Source organism: Actinophytocola sp. (assembly GCF_050699935.1).
Classification (GTDB): Bacteria; Actinomycetota; Actinomycetes; order Mycobacteriales; family Pseudonocardiaceae; genus Actinophytocola.
Genome location: NZ_JBOHGB010000038.1, coordinates 1 through 18,581, shown reverse-complemented (window position 1 = coordinate 18,581; position 18,581 = coordinate 1). Strand labels below are relative to the sequence as shown.

The following is an 18,581-nucleotide window of genomic DNA, read 5'->3' as shown; positions in this document are numbered from 1 at the left end:
GGGCCCGACTGTAGCCGGGCCTCAGCCGGTGACCTTGAACGTCTTCGCGATCCGGTCGAACAGCTCCTGGCGGCCGGTGTCCTCCTGGTCCACCGGCACGGTCACCCCGACCACCCACAGGTCCTCGCCGAGCGGCAACAGGTTCGCGAACGTCACCCGGTTCAGGTCGTGCGCGCCCGGCGCCAGGCTGTCCCCGCTGGTCGTGGTCCGGTAGGTCAGGTGCACGCCGGGGTCGCCCCCGGGGAGGCCCCGGGTCGGGGTGGGCTCCACCAGGTTGACGGCCACGTCGTCGTTGTCGTCCAGGGAGTCGAGGTAGTCGTCCATCGAGTTGCCGGGGAAGTACCCGTTGAACCGTTCCACCGTCAGCATCCGTCTGCCGTCGGTCGAGACGTAGTACACCCGCGTGCTGTTCAGGTCGTCCGTGACACGCTCCTCCACGAAGCGCTCCCAGTCGCGCGGCACCCCCACCGAGTAGCCGCCGCCCTGCACGCCGTTCACGGTCGCCGCGTCGCCGGTCTGTGTCACCAACTCGGGCGCCGACGTCTCCGGCTCGGGGGTCGGCGCCGGAGCGGACGTCCGCTCCGGCGGCAGCACCGACTCGCCGCCGACCACCCGGGCGAGCGCGAACCCGCCGCCGGCCGCCGCGAAGAACAGCACCACCGCGAGGATCACGAGCAGGGCCGACACCACCCGGCTCCGGCCGCGGCGGGCCGGCGGGCGGCGGGCCGTCGTGTCGAAGGGCAGTGGGCCGGGGGCCGGGGCGAGCTGCGGTGCTCCCGTCGGCGTCTCCGCGGGCGCGGGCGTGGCGGGCGGGCGCGGCAGCGGGGGCGCGGACGGCTTGGGCGTGAGGCGGGTCGGTGTCTGGTCCGGGTCTGCCAGTGTCGCCAGGTCCTCGTCGGAGAGCAGCGGCGTGGTCGGCGGCGGCAACAGCGGGTGCAGCCGGTTGCGTACCTCGGCCAACGAGAGCCGCCGGGCCGGTTCCTTCACCATCAGTGCGGCGACGATGTCGGCCAGCGGCCCGGCCGCCTCCGGCCGCGGCACCTCGCCGTGGATCACCATGTTCACGATCTCGAGCACGGTGCCGTTCACGTCGTAGGGCGCGTGCCCCTCGAGCATCGCGAACAGCGTCGTACCGAGGCCCCACAGGTCCGCGGCCGACGTCACCTCCTGCCCGGCCGCCACCTCCGGCGCGATGTAGGCCGGCGAGCCGAGCATGATCCCGGTACGGGTCATCGTCCGCTCGGAGACGTTGCGCGCGATGCCGAAGTCGGTCAGCTTGACCTGCCCGTTGGTCGACGGCGTGGTGCCGACGAGCACGTTGCCCGGCTTGACGTCCCGGTGCGTGATGCCGACCTGGTGCGCGGCCGCGAGCCCGGCGGCGACCGCGTCGGCGACCGCGGCCGCGGCGGCGGTCGCCAGCGGGCCGAGCGTGCCCAGCACCTCGGCCAGGCTCTGCGCCGGCAGGTACTCGGTGACCACGAACGGCTCGCCGTTCTCGCGGGCCACGTCGTGCAGCGTGATCACGTTCGGGTGGGACAGCGCGGCGATCGCACGTGCCTCGCGCAGCGTCCGCTCGCGCAGCTCGTCGGCCTCGGCGTCCGGAATGCCCGGTGGCAGGAGGACCTCCTTGACCGCGACTGGGCGGCGCAGGAACTCGTCGTAGGCCTCCCACACCGTGCCCATCGCACCCTGGCCGAGTTGGCGGCGCAGCCGGTAGCGGCCGGCGATCTGGCGGTCGGTCGGGCTGGACACGGCGCCCATTCTGCGGCATCCACCACACCGTCAGGCGAGAACCGCCGATTTCCGTAGCATGCCGAGTATGACGTCAGCCGAGCCGTTGAGTCTGGCCGCCGAGTTCCCGGCGGCCACCCGGGACCAGTGGCGCGAGCTGGTCAGGGGGGTCCTGCGCAGGTCCGGAGTCGACACGGACGACATCGACGGGCCTGTCGAGGCCGTGCTCGCCAGCCCCACCTACGACGGGTTCCGCGTCCAGCCGCTCTACACGGCACAGGACGTCTCCCCGGACGCCGGCTTCCCCGGTCTTCCGCCGTACGTGCGCGGCGGCAACCCCGACGGGCGCGTGCTCACCGGCTGGGACGTCCGCCAGCGCCACGCCCACCCCGACCCGGACGTCGCCCGGCACGCGATCCTCGCGGACCTCGAGAACGGCGGGACCTCGCTGTGGCTGGTCGTGGGCGCCGCCGGGCTGCCCGTCGACGCGCTCGCCGGCGTGCTCGACGCGGTCCACCCCGCCGGCGGCCTCGTCACCGCCCCGGTCACCCTCGACGCGGGTGAGGACGCCGTGCGCGCGGCCGAGGCGCTGCTCGCCCTCCACGAGGACAGGGGCGTGCGGGCGAGCGAGGTCCGGGGCAACCTCGGCGCCGACCCGCTCGGCCTGCGGGCCCGCACCGGCTCCGAGACCGACCTCGGCCCGGCCGTCGAGCTGGCGCGGCGCGCACAGGCCCACCCGAGGTTGCGCGCGATCGTCGTGGACGCCCTGCCCTACCACGAGGCCGGCTCGTCCGACGGTCAGGAGCTCGGCTGCGCGATCGCCACCGGCGTCGCCTACCTGCGCGCGCTGACCGAGGCCGGGCTCGACGTGGACGCGGCGGCCCGGCAGCTGGAGTTCCGTCTCGCCGCCACCGCCGACCAGTTCGCCACGATCGCGAAGTTCCGGGCCGCGCGCCGGCTCTGGGCCCGGGTCACCGAGGTGTCCGGCGCGACCGTGCGCACCGCGCCCCAGCACGCGGTGACCTCCTCGACGATGATGACCCGCCGCGACCCGTGGGTGAACATGCTGCGCACCACGCTCGCCTGCTTCGCCGCCGGGGTCGGCGGCGCGGACGCGGTGACCGTGCTGCCGTTCGACTCCGCGATCGGCAGCCCGGACGCCTTCGCCCGGCGGATCGCCCGCAACACGCAGTCGATCCTCCTGGAGGAGTCCAAAGTGGCCGGTGTGATCGACCCGGCCGGAGGCTCCTGGTACGTCGAGCGGCACACCGACGAGCTGGCGCGCGCCGGCTGGGCGGCGTTCACCGAGATCGAGCGGGCCGGCGGGATCGCGGCCGCGTTCGACAGCGGGCTCGTCGGCGAGCGGATCGCCGCCACCCGCACCGCCCGCACCGCGCGGTTCGCCGCCGGCGAGGAGTCGATCACCGGCGTGACCGTGTTCCCCGACAAGGACGAGAAGCCACTCACCCGCGCCCCGGCGCCGGCCGAGCCCTCCGGCGGGCTGCCGAAGGTGCGGTACGCGGAGCCGTTCGAGGCGAAGCTGGAGGGGGAATCGTGAGCATTCCCGACTTCGCCGACGTCGAGCTGGGCGAGCCCGAGGTCGCGTCGGTCGCCGACTGGCTGGCCGCGCTGCAGGAGGCCACCGGCAAGGGCAGCGACGCGCTCACCACGGAGACCCCCGAGGGCATCGTCCTGAAACCCTTGTACGCCAGCGAGGACACCGACGAGCTGGACTTCCTCGGCACGTACCCCGGCATCGTGCCGTACCTGCGCGGGCCCTACCCGACGATGTACGTCAACCAGCCGTGGACGATCCGCCAGTACGCCGGCTTCTCCACCGCCGCGGAGTCCAATGCCTTCTACCGGCGCAACATCGCGGCCGGCCAAAAGGGACTGTCGGTCGCGTTCGACCTCGCCACGCACCGCGGCTACGACTCCGACCATCCGCGCGTCGCCGGGGACGTCGGCATGGCCGGGGTGGCCATCGACTCGATCTACGACATGCGCCAGCTCTTCGACGGCATCCCGCTGGACGAGATGTCCGTGTCGATGACGATGAACGGCGCCGTGCTGCCGATCCTCGCGCTGTACGTGGTGGCGGCCGAGGAGCAGGGCGTGGCGCAGGACAAGCTCGCCGGGACCATCCAGAACGACATCCTCAAGGAGTTCATGGTCCGCAACACCTACATCTACCCGCCGCAGCCGTCGATGCGGATCATCTCCGACATCTTCGCGCACACGTCCCGGCACATGCCGAAGTTCAACTCGATCTCCATCTCCGGCTACCACATGCAGGAGGCCGGGGCGACCGCCGACCTGGAGCTGGCGTACACGCTCGCGGACGGCGTCGAGTACATCCGCGCCGGCGTCGACGCCGGGCTGTCCGTCGACTCGTTCGCGCCGCGGCTGTCGTTCTTCTGGGCCATCGGGATGAACTTCTTCATGGAGGTCGCGAAGCTGCGTGCCGCGCGGCTGCTGTGGGCCAAGCTCGTCAAGCAGTTCGCCCCGGCGGGAAAGCCACTGTCGGACAAGTCGCTGTCCCTGCGCACGCACTGTCAGACCTCCGGCTGGTCGCTGACCGCGCAGGACGTCTACAACAACGTGATCCGCACGTGCGTCGAGGCGATGGCCGCCACCCAGGGGCACACGCAGTCCCTGCACACCAACGCGCTGGACGAGGCGCTCGCACTGCCCACGGACTTCTCCGCCCGCATCGCACGCAACACGCAGCTGTTGCTCCAGCAGGAGTCCAACACCACCCGGGTCATCGACCCGTGGGGTGGCAGCGCGTTCGTCGAGCGGCTCACCTACGACCTCGCCCGCCGGGCGTGGGGGCACATCAGCGAGGTCGAGTCGGCGGGCGGCATGGCCCGGGCGATCGACGCCGGCATCCCGAAGCTGCGCATCGAGGAGGCCGCCGCGCGTACCCAGGCCCGCATCGACTCCGGCCGCCAGCCGGTGATCGGGGTGAACAAGTACCGGCTCGCGGACGCCGACGAGCACGTCGAGGTGCTCAAGGTGGACAACGCCGGGGTGCGCGCGCAGCAGCTGGAGAAGCTGCGCCGGCTGCGTGCCGAACGCGACCAGACGGCCGTCGACCGAGCGCTGGACGCGCTGTCCGCCGCGGCGAACGGTACGCAGAACCTGCTCGCGCTCGCCATCGACGCCGCCCGCGCCAAGGCGACCGTCGGCGAGATCTCCGACGCGCTCGGCAAGGTGTGGGGTCGCCACTCCGCGCAGATCCGTACGATCTCCGGCGTCTACTCCGAGGAGGTCGGCGCCGTGTCCAATGTGGACCAGGCGCGCGCGGTGGTGAGCGCGTTCGCGGAGGCCGAGGGACGCCGGCCGCGCATCCTGGTGGCGAAGATGGGCCAGGACGGGCACGACCGCGGGCAGAAGGTGATCGCGACCGCGTTCGCCGACCTCGGTTTCGACGTGGACGTGGGCCCGCTGTTCCAGACGCCGGCCGAGGTGGCCCGCCAGGCTGTCGAGGCCGACGTGCACATCGTCGGGGTCAACTCGCTCGCCGCCGGGCACCTCACGCTCGTGCCGGCCCTGCGGGACGAGCTGGCCTCCCTCGGCCGGGACGACATCATGATCGTGGTCGGCGGCGTGATCCCGCCCGCCGACCACGACGAGCTGCGCGCCGCGGGCGCGGCGGGGGTCTTCGGCCCCGGCACGGTCATCGCCGACGCCGCCGCCGACCTGCTGCGCACGCTCGCCGACCGGCACGGGCATCGCACCTAGTGCCTCGCGAGATCGACGTCTCCGCGTACGCGAAGGGTGTGGTCGCCGGCGATCGCGGCACGCTCTCGAAGGCGATCACGCTCGTCGAGTCGCGGCGGGCGGACCACCGGGCGCTCGCCCAGCAGCTGCTCGTGGAGCTGCTGCCCCATGCCGGCGGGGTGGACAGCCCGGCGCACCGGGTCGGCATCACGGGCGTGCCGGGCGTGGGCAAGTCGACGTTCATCGACGCGCTCGGCTCGATGCTCACCGAGGCCGGCCACCGGGTCGCGGTGCTCGCGGTCGACCCGTCCTCGTCGCGCACCGGGGGCTCGATCCTCGGCGACAAGACGCGGATGGCCCGGCTCGCGGTCGACCCGGCCGCGTTCATCCGCCCGTCGCCGACCTCCGGGACGCTCGGCGGCGTCACCCGGGCGACCCGCGAGTCGATCGTGCTGATGGAGGCGGCCGGCTACGACGTGGTGCTCGTCGAGACCGTCGGCGTCGGGCAGTCCGAGATCTCCGTGGCTAACATGGTCGACTGCTTCGTGCTGCTCACCCTCGCGCGGACCGGCGACCAACTGCAGGGCATCAAGAAGGGCGTGCTCGAGCTCGCCGACGTGATCGCGGTGAACAAGGCCGACAGGGTGGATTCCGCCGACCACGAGGTGGCCGCCCGCAAGGCCGCCCGCGAGCTGTCCGGCGCGCTGCGGCTGCTGCGCACGGCCGAGGCCACCTGGATCCCACCCGTGCTGACCTGCAGCGGGCTCACCGGCGCGGGCCTGGACACCCTGTGGGAGCAGGTGGAGCGCCACCACCGCACGCTGTCCGAGTCGGGTGAGCTGGCCGAGCGGCGGCGGCGCCAGCAGGTGGACTGGACCTGGACGATGGTTCGCGACACGCTGCTCACCCGGCTGTACGAACATCCCGGGGTACGGGCGCTCGCCGCTGACCTGGAACGGGAGGTCGCGAACGGCGAGCTGACCCCGACGCTGGCCGCGGAGCGGATACTGGAGGTGTTCGCCGACTCACCGCCCGCTGACTAGAGTCGTGACCATGCGGAGCGCCTCCCGGCTCATGATCATCGCCCTGCTCGGTTTGTTCCTCGCACTTCCCGCCGTGTCGACCGTGTCCGCGTTACCGGCGTCGGCCGCGCCCGCAGACCGGCTCACCGCCCAACCCGCCACCCCGACCAGCCCGTCCTCGCCCGCCACCACGGCGCCGTCCGGCCCGAGGCTCCAGCCCGACGCCGAGGCCGACAAGACCGAGCAGCGGCGCAAGCTGATCATGGGCGTCGCGTCGGTCGTGCTGATCGCGCTCGTGATCTGGGGGAAGAGCGTCCGGCGCAAGCGCAGGAAGGCGGCCGAGGGCGGATGACCGGTCGTTGGTCGATTGTGATCGTTTAGCCAGGCTGAAGCGCATACACCGCTCGGCGCACGAGCAACACCGGCTGACCAGTCGACCAGCCAACCTCGTGCGATCCTGCATACCCGATGGTGCAGGATTGCCCGCGTGACAGTGCTCGAATCGCGGTCCGGGATGTCGCGGGACCGTGACGATGTGAATTCGGCGGGTGGGCCCGAGGTGCTCTTGACCGACAAGGGCGTCACCATGCCCAGTGTGGATGACCTTGGTGCGGGGCGCGGTCCCTCATGGCTCGACGACTGGCTCGGCCGCAGCGCGCCCGACGTACTCGCCTGGTATCGGCACATCCATGCGCACCCCGAGCTTTCCCGGCGCGAGTACGCGACCACCGAACTGGTCGCGGGCCTGCTCTCCGCCCAGGGGCTGCGCCCGAAGCTGTTCGACAGCGGCACCGGTCTGATCTGCGACGTCGGCGCCGGCGAGCGCTGCGTCGCGCTGCGCGCCGACATGGACGCGCTGCCGCTCACCGAGCTCACCGGCCTGCCGTACGCCTCGACCGTGCCCGGCGCCGCCCACGCGTGCGGCCACGACGCGCACACCGCGATGCTGGTCGGCGCCGGCCTCGCGCTGGCGTCCGCGCCGGAGCTGCCGGGCCGGGTGCGGCTGGTGTTCCAGCCGGCCGAGGAGGTCATGCCGGGCGGCGCCCTCGACGTCATCGCCTCGGGCGGGCTCGACGGGGTCGAGTCGATCTTCGGCCTGCACTGCGACCCGCGGGTGCGGGTCGGCAGCGTGGGCACCCGGGTCGGCGCGATCACGTCGGCCACCGACCTGCTGGAGCTGCGGCTGACCTCGCCGGGCGGGCACACGTCGCGCCCGCACCTGACCGCCGACCTGGTGCACGCGCTGGGCACGGTCATCACCGGCCTGCCGGCCCTGCTGTCACGGCGGATCGACCCGCGCTCGGGCACCGTGCTCGTGTGGGGCGCGGTGCACGCGGGTGAGGCGCCGAACGCGGTCCCGCAGGACGGCGTGCTGCGGGGCACGCTGCGCACCGGTGACCACGAGGTGTGGGCCGACCTGGAGCCGCTGGTGTCGGGCCTGGTCGAGTCGCTGCTGGCGCCGACCGGGGTCGGCTTCGAGCTGGAGCACCGCCGGGGCGTGCCGCCGGTGGTGAACGACGAGGAGAGCACGGCGGTCCTGCGGGCGGGTGTCGAGGCGGCGCTGGGCGAGCAGGCGGTGACGTCGACGAAGCAGTCGTCCGGCGGGGAGGACTTCGGCTGGTACCTGGAGCACGTCTCGGGCTCGTTCGCGCGGCTCGGCGTGTGGTCCGGCGAGGGCCCGACGCCCGACCTGCACCAGCCCACGTTCCACCTCGACGAGCGGGCGCTGCTGACCGGTGTCCGGGTGCTGACGCACACCGCCCTGGCGGCGCTCGCCTGACCCGTCAGTAGTGGTCGCCTCCGTCACGCCGGTTCGCGACGATGATCATTCCGATGACCACGACGAGGTAGGCGCCGAGCGCGATGCCGGCGTCCACGAGGCGTGTCACGCCGCCGGCGTTGTCGAGGAAGAAGCTGATCGCGCCGAACCCGCCGATGACGACGAGCAGCGCGAGGCAGACCTTGACGAAGCGGCCGTAGGAGCACCACCAGGTGCAGCTGCCCGGGCTGAGGTGCTTGCAGAGCGAGTCCCCGTGCCCGGTGCGGGGCAGCTGCTTGGCGGCGTGCCGACTCAAGCCGGCCCCCTCTTCGCCGGTGGTCGCCCTGTCACAGGGCGGCCCCGCAGAACGCGCAGCGGCCGGGGTCGCTGGCCTCGGGTTGATGACGCCCGCTGGGACTGTAAGGACACTCAGGCCGGGCACCCATGATCCCACTATCCCCTGCCCGGCGGACATCATCAAGGCCGCCCGCCCGGGGTCGGGACTGTCCACAGGTCGGCGGGTTGTCCACAGGAACCCGCCACCGCCCGGAAACCGTCGGTGCTCACACCTAGGCTGGAACCAGGGGTGGGTGGGTTCATGTGGTCGTGGCAACGTGGTCTATGTGGACTGTCGCTGGTTGGGTTTTTCTTTGGGGGTGAGCCAGTTCAGTGTTTTGCGGGGGCGGTCGTTGAGCTGGGTGGCGACAGTGGTGAGGTGGTCGGCGGTGTGGCGGGACAGGTCGGTGCTTGTGGGGAGGTACTGGCGGAGGAGGCCGTTGGTGTTCTCGTTGGAGCCGGGTTGCCAGGGTGCGTGGGGTCGGCGAAGTAGATCGCGGGGGTGGTGGCGAGGTGATCTCGGCGTGGCGGGCCAGGTCGGTGCCCTGGTCCCAGGTCAGCGACCGTGTCAGCGCCGTGGGCAGGGTCTGGATGGTGGGGATCATCGCGTCCCGTACCGCAGGCGCGTGGTAGCCGTTCGGTTGCGGCACCAGCAGGCGGAACCGGCTCGTGCGTTCGACCAGGGGTGCCGATCGCGGACTGGTTGTTCTTGCCGATGAGCAGGTCACCTTCCCAGTGGCCGGGGATCGCCCGGTCGGCGGCCTCGGCCGGCCGGCGGCTGATCTCGACGAGATCAGGGATCAGGGGTCGGTGAGCCCGCCGTGGTTGAGTCTGTCGACGCGGTAGGCGCAATGCCTGTCCGGTGCGCAGGCACCGGGCCAACTCCCGGACGCGGGGCGCCGCGGCCTCGCACGGAGAGGGATTGGTAGATCGTCTCGTGCGACACCCGCATCTCCGGCCGGTGGGAACTCGGCCGTCAGCCTGGTCGAGATCTGCTGCGGTGACCACCGCTCCCGCAACCGGGCCTGCACCCACTCCCGCAACTCCCATGAGCGGTGAGGGCGATCCTGGCTGGCTTCGGTCGCCGGGCCCGGCTCCCGCGCCGCCGCGTCGGCCACATGCGCCAGATACCGCGCCCGACCACCATTGCGGGTGATCTCTGGACTGATCGTCGACGCCGGCCGGCCCAGCTGCCGTGCGATCGATCGGACACCCTCGTCCCCGGGGCAGACCGAGCGAGATCCCCTCCCGCTCGGCCACAGACAGCTACCGACTCCCCAACTCGCCCGGCGCGTGACCGATCACCCCGCCAGCCTCGGCGAACCACCGCTTCCCCGGCTGCGACGACACACCCCGCCGCCCACCCGCCGCCCACGAGGCACGCAACACCACCTGCCCCACCCGAACCTCATCCCACAACCGCACCCGCACAGCCCGCGGCAACGGCAACCAACCCACCACAACACCACCTCACCAGAAGGGTGCTGCAACGACCGCGTCAATCCACCGACCCCTGGCGAGGACGCCGACGTGTGTCGACCGGCGTTTGCAAGTGCACCCGTTCCGCGCCAGGTTCGGGGACTCGCGGCGCCAGGGCTCGCGGTTGGGACCAGCAGAGCTGGGCAGGGGTGCGGGTCAGGGGCCGATGCCCTGGCAGGGGCGGATGCGCAGGTCTGCCACGTAGTCGGCGGGGGCGCCGGCCGACTCGGCCGCGTCGGAGACCACGCCGAGGTAGCGGGCCGAGGGAAGGCCGCCCTCGTAGGCGTCCAGCACGTAGAGCCAGGCCAACACCGAGCCCTCGAGCGTCTGCACCCGCAGCCGGATCTTCGAGTGGAGGCCCAGCTCGGAGCCCTCCCACCGGTCCAGTCTGGCCTCGTCCTCCGGCGTCACGTCGTAGAGCACCACGAACACCTGCGAGCCGGGCTCCTCCACGATCGTCGCGAGGGCGCCCTCCCAGCCCAGGTCCTCGCCACCGAAGGTCAGCCGCCAGCCCACGAGCCAGCCGGTACCCGCCATCGGCGAATGCGGCGCTCGCTCCATCATCTGGGCGGGATCCATGTTGGACCCGTACGCGGCATAGAGCGGCACCCGGACAGCGTAGCGATACACCGGATCATGTGCGCTCCCATGGGCGTTGGGCGTGTTCGCCCGCGGGCACGCCGCGTACCGTTGCCCGCGGAGACCGCGGAAGAGAACAGGGTGACGAGGGGAGCTCGGGGTGACCCGGATCGTGATCATGGGCGGTGGGCCCGCCGGCTACGAGGCAGCGCTGGTCGCCGCCCAGCACGGGGCCGACGTCACGATCATCGAACGGGACGGGTTGGGTGGCGCGTGCGTGCTCTACGACTGCGTCCCGTCCAAGACGTTCATCGCCTCCGCGGGAGCCAGGTCCGCCTTCCACAACGCCGACGAGCTGGGCATCCGCACGGACAGTCAGCTTCCGCCGGTCGACCTGCCGGTCGTCCACGGTCGGGTGAAGGGGCTCGCGCTGGCGCAGTCCGCGGACGTGCGCAACCGCGTCCAGCGCGAGGGCGTGCGGGTCGTCAGCGGCTCCGCGCGGTTCTGCGACGACCGCACGGGCCTGGCCGCGCACCGCGTCACCGCGGTCGGTCACGACGGCTCGACCGAGGTGCTCGACGCGGACGTCGTGCTGATCGCCACCGGTGCCACCCCCCGGTTGCTGCCCGGCGCGGAGCCGGACGGCGAGCGGATCCTCGACTGGCGGCAGATCTACGAGCTGCCCGAGCTGCCCGAGCACCTCGTCGTCGTGGGCTCGGGGGTCACGGGCGCGGAGTTCGTGTCGGCCTACACCGAGATGGGCGTGCGCGTCACGCTGATCTCCAGCCGCGACCGGGTACTGCCGCACGAGGACGCGGACGCCGCCGCCGTGCTCGAGGACGTCTACGCCGCGCGGGGCACCGAGGTCGTCAAGCACGCGCGGGCCGAGCGGGTCGAGCGCACCGCCAAGGGCGTCGTCGTGCACCTGCGTGGCGGGCAGACCGTCGAGGCCAGCCATGCGCTGATGACCGTCGGCTCGGTGCCCAACACGGGCGGCATCGGGCTCGACAAGGTCGGCATCGAGCCGGGGCAGGGCGGCTTCGTGTCGGTGGACCGGGTGTCGCGTACGAGCGTGCCGGGCGTCTACGCGGCGGGCGACTGCACCGGGCTGCTGATGCTCGCGTCGGTCGCCGCCATGCAAGGGCGGATCGCGATGTGGCACGCGCTCGGCGAGGGCGTCGCGCCGATCAAGCTGAAGACGGTGGCCGCCAACGTGTTCACCCACCCGGAGATCGCCACGGTCGGCATCAGCCAGCAGGCGATCGACTCCGGCGAGGTGCCGGCCCGCACGATCATGCTGCCGCTCGCCACCAACGCGCGAGCGAAGATGCAGGGCCTGCACCGTGGTTTCGTGAAGCTGTTCTGCCGCCCGGCGACCGGCGTGGTCATCGGCGGCGTGGTCGTCGCGCCCGAGGCGAGCGAGCTGATCCTGCCGATCGCGCTGGCCGTGCAGAACCAGCTCACCGTGGAGCACCTGACCCACACGTTCTCGATCTACCCGTCGCTGTCGGGCTCCATCGTGGAGGCCGGCCGCCGCCTGATGCGCCACGACGACCTCGACTGACTGTCCCTCAGCCGTCCAACGCCTCGAGTACTCGCTCGGCGATGGGCCGCACCTGCCTGAGAGTGGGGGGCTCCTGGCTCCGGACGGACACCGCGATGTCCCGGTGGGCGTCGTCGTACTCGGTTACGACCTCCAGCACATAGAAGTCCGGGACGTCGCGCCAGGGCCCGAAGCCGGCCGCGTCTCCCAGACCGTCGACGTCCTCGTACTCGCCCACGGCCTCACCGGTGAACTTCTTCTCGACTCGGTCCCTCGCATCCTCGCTGCCCGGCCAGATCGACACCTCGACCGACACCGCCACGGGGAACAGCTCATCGGCCGCCTCGTGCTCGCACGTTGCGATGGTCACGGGTTCCTGGTTGCGGTCATCGGGTTTCGTACTCGCGATCGTGATCTTGAAGAGGTCCGCCACGAACTTCGGGGGCACCATCTTGCACAGCTCGGCGCCGGTCATGTTCTCGCCGTTGATCTTCTCCTCGGCGGCGGCCGGCGTGGCCGGGACGTCGCGATGCCCGGAGCCGCCGCCTTCCTTCGTCGAGCACCCCAGCACCGCCGCCAGCATGCATAGCCCGACCGCGACCACACGCACGTACACGAATACCCCCCCAGCTAGGCGCTTCTAGGCGGGACCATAGCGTGAGCGGGACGCCGCGGGGCCGCAACGACGAAAACGCTCGTGGTGCGTCCGGGTGCACCACGAGCGTCCTTCGCCCGTCAGTCGACCCAGTCGAAGGTGCGGGTGACGGCCTTCTTCCACTGGGCGTAGGTCTTCTCCCGGGCGGTCTCGTCCATCGACGAGGCCCACTCCTTGTCCTTCGCCCAGTTGTTGCGGATGTCCTCCTCGCCCTTCCAGAAGCCGACCGCGAGGCCCGCGGCGTACGCGGCACCCAGCGCGGTCGTCTCCGCGACGACCGGCCGGATCACGGGCACGCCCAGGATGTCGGCCTGGAACTGCATCAGCAGCTCGTTGCCGACCATGCCGCCGTCCACCTTGAGCGCCGTCAGCGGCACCCCGGAGTCGGCGTTCATCGCATCGATCACCTCGCGGGTCTGGAACGCCGTGGCCTCCAGCACCGCACGGGCCAGGTGGCCCTTGTTCACGAACCGGGTCAGGCCGACGATCGCGCCGCGCGCGTCCGACCGCCAGTACGGTGCGAAGAGCCCGGAGAACGCCGGCACGAAGTAGCAGCCGCCGTTGTCCTCGACCGCCCGTGCCATGTCCTCGATCTCGGGCGCCGACGTGATCATGCCGAGGTTGTCCCGCATCCACTGCACGAGGGCGCCGGTGATCGCGATCGAGCCCTCGAGCGCGTACACCGTGTCCGCCGCGCCGATCTTGTAGCAGACCGTGGTCAGCAGGCCGTTCTGCGACATCACCTTCTCCGTGCCGGTGTTGAGCAGTACGAAGTTGCCGGTGCCGTAGGTGTTCTTGGCCTCGCCGACCGACAGGCACGCCTGGCCGAACGTGGCCGCCTGCTGGTCACCGAGGATCCCCGAGATCGGGACCCCGGCGAGCACGCCCTGCTCGCGCACCCTGCCGTACTCCTCCGACGAGGAGCGGATCTCCGGGAGCATCGACATCGGGATCTTCATGTCCTCGGCGATCGAGGCGTCCCAGGACAACGTGGACAGGTCCATCAGCAGCGTGCGGGACGCGTTCGTCGGGTCGGTGACGTGCACGCCGCCGTCCGGCCCGCCGGTCATGTTCCACAGCACCCAGGTGTCCATGTTGCCGAACAGCAGGTCGCCGGCCTCGGCGCGCTGCCGCGCACCCTCGACGTTGTCGAGGATCCAGCGGATCTTCGGCCCGGAGAAGTAGGTCGCGAGCGGCAGGCCGGTCTTGTCCTTGTACCGGTCCTGGCCGCCGCCGAGCGCCTCCAGCTCGGCGCATATCCGGTCCGTCCGGGTGTCCTGCCAGACGATCGCGTTGTACACCGGCTTGCCGGTCTTGCGGTCCCACACCACCGCGGTCTCCCGCTGGTTGGTGATGCCGACCGCCACGAAGTCCGATGGCGACAGGTCCGCGGTGGCCAGCGCCCCCGCGGTCACCTCCCGGGTGTTGCGCCAGACCTCCTCCGGGTCGTGCTCGACCCAGCCGGCCTGCGGAAAGATCTGCTCGTGCTCCTTCTGGTTGACGGCCACCACCTCGCCGGCGTGACTGAAGATCATGCACCGCGTCGAGGTGGTGCCCTGGTCGATCGCGGCGACGTACTGCGTCATGTCTGGTCGTCCTCCTTGTCGGCGGCCCGGTGGGCCCCCGTGTCGGCCGCTGTCCCGGTCCCTGTGCCGGTCGTCTCACCGGTGGGCGCCACGTTCGCATCGCCGGCCGACCCGGGCACCTGGCCCGGTTCCGTCGCCGGCGGCGTGCCGATCGTCTCCAGCTCACCACGTGCCTCGAGCACCTGCCCGATGAACAGGTCGTAGACGATGATGCCGACCACGCCGCCGATGAGCGGGCCGACTATCGGGATCCACCAGTAGCCGCTGAACCAGTCGAAGCTCCCCGGGAACGCGATGTCACCCCAGCCGGCGAAGAAGGTGAACATCCGGGGCCCGAAGTCGCGAGCCGGGTTGATCGCGTATCCGGCGTTGGTGCCGAAGGTCAGGCCGATCACGACGACGACGAGGCCGATGACGAACGGGGCGAGGTTGGCCGACGGTGCCTGGTTCCGGTTGTCGATGACCGCGGCGATCAGCGCGACGAGGATGGCGGTCCCCACGATCTGATCCACCAGCGGACCCCAGATGCCGCCGCCGAAGTACTCCGCGGGGAAGGTCGCGAAGATGGAGAAGGTGGACAGTGACTCCGGTCGTGACCCGATGTTCTGGGCCGTGTTGAAGGCGTCGATGGCGTCGTGGTAGGCCGCGTAGACGATCGCGGCGCCCACGAACGCGCCCAACACCTGTGCCACCCAGTAGGGCCCGACCTTCCGCCATGGGAAGCGCCGCCGGACCGCGAAGGCCAGCGTGACGGCCGGGTTGATGTGCGCGCCGCTGACACCTCCGGCGACGTAGACGCCGAAGACAACCGCCAGGCCCCAGCCCCACGCGATGATCAACCAGTTCGCGGGCCCGAAGTCGGCCGTCTGCCGGCCCGAGCCGGGCAGGCCGGCCACGGCGACCGCGACGGAACCACAACCGAGGAGGATCAGCACGAGAGTGCCGAGGAACTCCGAAAGTAGCTCTCCGCCAGTGTTCTGTCGCATTCGGGTAAGAGCGGTGGGCCGGCGATTCGAGATCCGTTCGCTCATGACAGCCCCTTCGTCTCATGCGTCCGGGACTACGGTGTCCCGGCGACTCGCGCTCTCGATAGTGCTCCGAACGCGGTGAGTGATCAATACTTTCCGGCGCGTCGCTACTTCGAGTCGAGCGGGCATCACGTTGCCGGTAGCGTTGTGGTCGACGACTGTCGTCTTTGGCAGGAGGCCGTTCGTGGCCAACGGAACGCGCGGAGCGACAACCGCGGACCTGCTGGCGGGGCGGCTCGGCAACGCCCAGCGCGAGTACGCCTGGCAGAGGCTGGGCGAGGAGACGTTCGACGTCGTGGTGGTCGGCGGTGGGATCGTCGGCGCGGGCACCGCGCTCGACGCCGCCACCCGTGGCCTCCGGGTGGCGCTCGTGGAGGCGCGTGACCTCGCGTCCGGTACGTCGAGCCGCTCGTCGAAGCTCTTCCACGGCGGGCTGCGCTACCTGGAGCAGCTCGAGTTCGGGCTGGTGCGCGAGGCGCTGCGGGAACGGGAGCTGATGCTCACCCGCCTCGCGCCGCACCTGGTGAAGCCGGTCAGCTTCCTGTACCCGCTGACCCGCCGCGTCTGGGAGCGCCCGTACACCGCGGCCGGCCTGTTCATGTACGACAGCATGGGTGGCGCGCGGTCGGTGCCGGGCCAGAAGCACCTGACCCGCGCGGGCGCGCTGCGGATGGTGCCGGCGCTGAAGCGGTCCGCGCTGATCGGCGGCGTCCTGTACTACGACGCGCAGGCCGACGACGCCCGGCACACGATGACCGTCGCCCGCACCGCGATGCACTACGGCGCGGTCGTGCGGACCTCGACCCAGGTCGTCGGGTTCATCCGTGAGGCCGACCGGGTGTCCGGAGTGCGCATCCACGACGTGGAGAACGGCCGGGAGACCGAGGTCCAGGCCAACGCGGTGATCAACTGCACCGGCGTGTGGACCGACGAGCTGCAGCGGCTGTCCGGCTCACGCGGGCGGTTCCGGGTGCGTGCGTCGAAGGGTGTGCACATCGTGGTGCCGCGGGACCGGATCGTGTCGGAGACCGGGCTGATCTTGCGCACGGAGAAGTCGGTGCTGTTCGTGATCCCGTGGCGAAATCACTGGATCGTGGGAACCACCGACACCGACTGGAACCTCGACCTCGCGCACCCGTCGGCGACCAAGCACGACATCGACTACATCCTCGATCACGTCAACTCGGTGCTCGCGACGCCGCTGACGCACGACGACATCGAGGGCGTCTACGCGGGGCTGCGGCCGCTGCTTGCCGGGGAGTCGGAGGAGACGTCGAAGCTGTCCCGCGAGCACGCGGTCGCGCGGGTCGCGCCGGGGCTGATCGCGATCGCCGGCGGCAAGTACACGACGTACCGGGTGATGGCCGCGGACGCGGTCGACGCCGCGTCACCCGACCTGCCGGGGCGCCTGCAGTCGTCGATCACGGACAAGGTGCCACTGCTCGGCGCGGACGGGTACCACGCGCTGGTCAACCAGGTCGACCAGCTCGGCGCGCGGCACGGGCTGCACCCGTACCGGGTGCGGCACCTGCTCGACCGGTACGGCTCGCTGGTGCACGAGGTGCTGGAGTTGGCGGCCGGCCGCCCGGAGCTGCTGCGGCCGTTGGTGGCGGCGCCGGACTACCTGCAGGTGGAGGTCGTGTACGCGGCGTCGCACGAGGGGGCGCTGCACGTGGAGGACACGCTGACCCGGCGGACCCGGATCTCGATCGAGTACCCGCACCGGGGCGTGGACTGCGCGGAGCAGGTCGCGCGGCTCATGGGCGAGGTACACGGCTGGGACGAGGACACGATCGCCCGGGAGATCAAGGTCTACACGGCCCGCGTCGAGGCCGAACGCGACTCCCAAACCCAACCCGACGACCAGGCGGCCGACGCCCGCCGCGCCGCCGCCCCCGAAGCCCGCCCCGAACTCCTGGAACCCACCAGCTGACGCTTCCGGTTCGCGAGTTCAACGCTCCGGACGTGTGTGTCCAACGCTCGGGATCATGTCTGGTCGGGGAGTTGCTCCTCGTGCAGGGTGGTCAGGTGCTGGAGCATGCGCCGGCCGTCCGCGGGGGAGATCGTGGTCCACGCCTCGCCGTCCTCCGACTCGCGGCGGACCTGCAGGTAGCGGCCGTCCTTCGTGTCGAAGAAGCTGATCACGCGGTCGGCCCGGACGCGCCTGCCCCACTTGTCCCGGACCGCGCTCCCGAACTGGCCCTGGTTGACCACGTCGCCGATCATCTCCGCCAGCTGGGTCGCGTCCGACGGTCGCACGCCGCGGTTGCGCAGCGTGGCCGCGAACTTGCCTTGGTCCGTCGACTCGCGGGCGGCCGCCTCGAAGTCCGCCGTGCGCAGTGTGATCGACTGGCCCGGGCCCGCCGGCGCGGGCGGCAGCACCGACAGGGCGTACCGCGGCAGGCCCGAGGCGTCGGCCGGGCGCAGAGCCAGCTTGTCGCCGGCCAGGGTGGCCAGCACGGCGTCGTCCTCGGTCGCCGCCGTGAACAGGCGCAGCTGCCGGCCCACCCACAACCGGCCGTCGATCTCCCGGTTCGGACGGCGCAGCAACGACAGCAGCCGGGCCAGCCTGGGGTCGGGCTCCACCGGCCGCCCGAGGCCACGCCGCTCGAGCCCGTCCCATGCCAGCCGAACGAGCCTCGCCCGTTCGGCATCGGTACGTCCGGGCGAGGGCACGCGCAGCACGAGCGGCATGGCATCCAGCGCGAGGTGTTCCCACAGCACGTCGAACTCGAGCGCGCTGACGGTCAGCGGTTCGTCTACTTCGGACTCACCGAGCCAGGGGAACGGTGCGGTCATCTCAGTCCAGCGGCTAGCGGTCGGTCGGGCCGTCCCCGATCACGTTCGGCGGCAGCTTGTGCTCCTCGCCGAGGATAGACACAGACTCCGTGACCTGCGCGTTTTCGCGGAAGTCGCGTCGTCGCCGTGTGCTCTCGCCCACGACCGCCTCGTCCCCGTCACCGAACCACTGGCTGGACCCGATCGCGTCCATGCCGAACCGGCGCAGCGCCAGCTTCTCCTGCGCGCCCGCGGCCATGCCCGAGGCCGGCGCGATCGGAGCCCCGCCCGCCTGGTGCACGGCCGCCGCCTGCCCCGCCGCCGCGTGGCTCGCCGCGGCCGCCTGCAGGTCGCTCGCC

15 protein-coding genes and 1 pseudogene are annotated in these 18,581 nt (G+C 71.6%); 7 read left to right on the top strand and 9 right to left on the bottom strand.

What is annotated here, in order from left to right; translation table 11 throughout:
- Positions 1-21: 21 nt before the first annotated feature.
- Entirely contained in the window at positions 22-1,761 is a 1,740-nt protein-coding gene (locus ACRDTB_RS15100) for a serine/threonine-protein kinase (RefSeq protein ID WP_431430890.1), read from the bottom strand.
- Positions 1,762-1,819: 58 nt separating this feature from the next.
- On the opposite strand from ACRDTB_RS15100, the gene ACRDTB_RS15095 reads away from it, so the two are divergent.
- From ACRDTB_RS15095 to ACRDTB_RS15075, 5 genes are all read left to right on the top strand, one after another.
- Complete coding sequence (locus tag ACRDTB_RS15095) at positions 1,820-3,289, top strand: methylmalonyl-CoA mutase subunit beta (RefSeq protein ID WP_431430889.1); 1,470 nt, start codon at positions 1,820-1,822, stop codon at positions 3,287-3,289.
- Positions 3,286-5,478: a methylmalonyl-CoA mutase gene (gene scpA / locus ACRDTB_RS15090; RefSeq protein ID WP_431430888.1), complete on the top strand. Its 2,193-nt coding sequence runs from the start codon at positions 3,286-3,288 to the stop codon at positions 5,476-5,478. Before ACRDTB_RS15095 ends, scpA begins: the two co-directional genes overlap by 4 nt.
- Entirely contained in the window at positions 5,478-6,500 is a 1,023-nt protein-coding gene (gene meaB, locus ACRDTB_RS15085; protein WP_431430887.1) for a methylmalonyl Co-A mutase-associated GTPase MeaB, read from the top strand. The genes scpA and meaB overlap by 1 nt, the downstream gene beginning before the upstream one ends.
- Positions 6,501-6,510: 10 nt before the next feature.
- Positions 6,511-6,831, top strand: a complete 321-nt coding sequence (locus tag ACRDTB_RS15080) for a hypothetical protein (RefSeq protein WP_431430885.1) — start codon at positions 6,511-6,513, stop codon at positions 6,829-6,831.
- 135 nt (positions 6,832-6,966) lie between these two features.
- A complete protein-coding gene (locus tag ACRDTB_RS15075) occupies positions 6,967-8,259 on the top strand; it encodes a M20 family metallopeptidase (protein ID WP_431430884.1) in 1,293 nt (430 codons plus the stop codon).
- Between the two features lie 4 nt (positions 8,260-8,263).
- On the opposite strand, the gene ACRDTB_RS15070 is transcribed toward ACRDTB_RS15075, so the two are convergent.
- From ACRDTB_RS15070 to ACRDTB_RS15060, 3 genes and pseudogenes are all read right to left on the bottom strand, one after another.
- Positions 8,264-8,554, bottom strand: coding sequence for a hypothetical protein (locus ACRDTB_RS15070; RefSeq protein ID WP_431430883.1), 291 nt, complete (start codon positions 8,552-8,554; stop codon positions 8,264-8,266).
- Between the two features lie 303 nt (positions 8,555-8,857).
- A pseudogene (locus ACRDTB_RS15065) lies at positions 8,858-10,035 on the bottom strand (IS30 family transposase).
- A gap of 174 nt (positions 10,036-10,209) precedes the next feature.
- Positions 10,210-10,662, bottom strand: a complete 453-nt coding sequence (locus ACRDTB_RS15060) for a gamma-glutamylcyclotransferase (protein ID WP_431430882.1) — start codon at positions 10,660-10,662, stop codon at positions 10,210-10,212.
- Between the two features lie 130 nt (positions 10,663-10,792).
- Between ACRDTB_RS15060 and ACRDTB_RS15055 the strand changes: the two genes are divergently transcribed.
- Positions 10,793-12,196 carry an NAD(P)H-quinone dehydrogenase gene (locus ACRDTB_RS15055; protein WP_431430880.1) on the top strand — a complete coding sequence of 468 codons (1,404 nt, stop codon included), beginning with the start codon at positions 10,793-10,795 and terminating at the stop codon, positions 12,194-12,196.
- 7 nt (positions 12,197-12,203) lie between these two features.
- Here ACRDTB_RS15055 and ACRDTB_RS15050 read toward each other — a convergent pair whose 3' ends face one another.
- From ACRDTB_RS15050 to ACRDTB_RS15040, 3 genes are all read right to left on the bottom strand, one after another.
- The gene (locus ACRDTB_RS15050; protein ID WP_431430878.1) at positions 12,204-12,791 is read right to left on the bottom strand and encodes a hypothetical protein; all 588 of its coding nucleotides are present in this window, start codon (positions 12,789-12,791) and stop codon (positions 12,204-12,206) included.
- A 119-nt stretch (positions 12,792-12,910) separates the two neighbouring features.
- Complete coding sequence (gene glpK / locus ACRDTB_RS15045; protein ID WP_431430876.1) at positions 12,911-14,416, bottom strand: glycerol kinase GlpK; 1,506 nt, start codon at positions 14,414-14,416, stop codon at positions 12,911-12,913.
- Positions 14,413-15,447 (bottom strand): MIP/aquaporin family protein, encoded by a 1,035-nt coding sequence (locus ACRDTB_RS15040; RefSeq protein ID WP_431430875.1) that lies wholly within the window; start codon positions 15,445-15,447, stop codon positions 14,413-14,415. The genes glpK and ACRDTB_RS15040 overlap by 4 nt, the downstream gene beginning before the upstream one ends.
- A gap of 217 nt (positions 15,448-15,664) precedes the next feature.
- Between ACRDTB_RS15040 and ACRDTB_RS15035 the strand changes: the two genes are divergently transcribed.
- Positions 15,665-17,377 carry a glycerol-3-phosphate dehydrogenase/oxidase gene (locus tag ACRDTB_RS15035; protein WP_431430923.1) on the top strand — a complete coding sequence of 571 codons (1,713 nt, stop codon included), beginning with the start codon at positions 15,665-15,667 and terminating at the stop codon, positions 17,375-17,377.
- A 53-nt stretch (positions 17,378-17,430) separates the two neighbouring features.
- On the opposite strand, the gene ACRDTB_RS15030 is transcribed toward ACRDTB_RS15035, so the two are convergent.
- On the bottom strand, positions 17,431-18,243 hold the full coding sequence (locus tag ACRDTB_RS15030; protein WP_431430874.1) for an ESX secretion-associated protein EspG: 813 nt from the start codon (positions 18,241-18,243) through the stop codon (positions 17,431-17,433).
- 13 nt (positions 18,244-18,256) lie between these two features.
- The coding region (locus tag ACRDTB_RS15025) for a hypothetical protein (protein WP_431430873.1) at positions 18,257-18,581 on the bottom strand (325 nt) is incomplete at its 5' end.

Excerpts from the sequence above, each read along its gene's own strand:
- ACRDTB_RS15100 (WP_431430890.1), bottom strand. The coding sequence starts at position 1,761 with ATGGGCGCCGTGTCCAGCCCGACCGACCGCCAGATCGCCGGCCGCTAC.
- ACRDTB_RS15095 (WP_431430889.1), top strand. The coding sequence starts at position 1,820 with ATGACGTCAGCCGAGCCGTTGAGTCTGGCCGCCGAGTTCCCGGCGGCC.
- ACRDTB_RS15080 (WP_431430885.1), top strand. The coding sequence starts at position 6,511 with ATGCGGAGCGCCTCCCGGCTCATGATCATCGCCCTGCTCGGTTTGTTC.
- glpK (WP_431430876.1), bottom strand. The coding sequence starts at position 14,416 with ATGACGCAGTACGTCGCCGCGATCGACCAGGGCACCACCTCGACGCGG.
- ACRDTB_RS15040 (WP_431430875.1), bottom strand. The coding sequence starts at position 15,447 with ATGAGCGAACGGATCTCGAATCGCCGGCCCACCGCTCTTACCCGAATG.
- ACRDTB_RS15030 (WP_431430874.1), bottom strand. The coding sequence starts at position 18,243 with ATGACCGCACCGTTCCCCTGGCTCGGTGAGTCCGAAGTAGACGAACCG.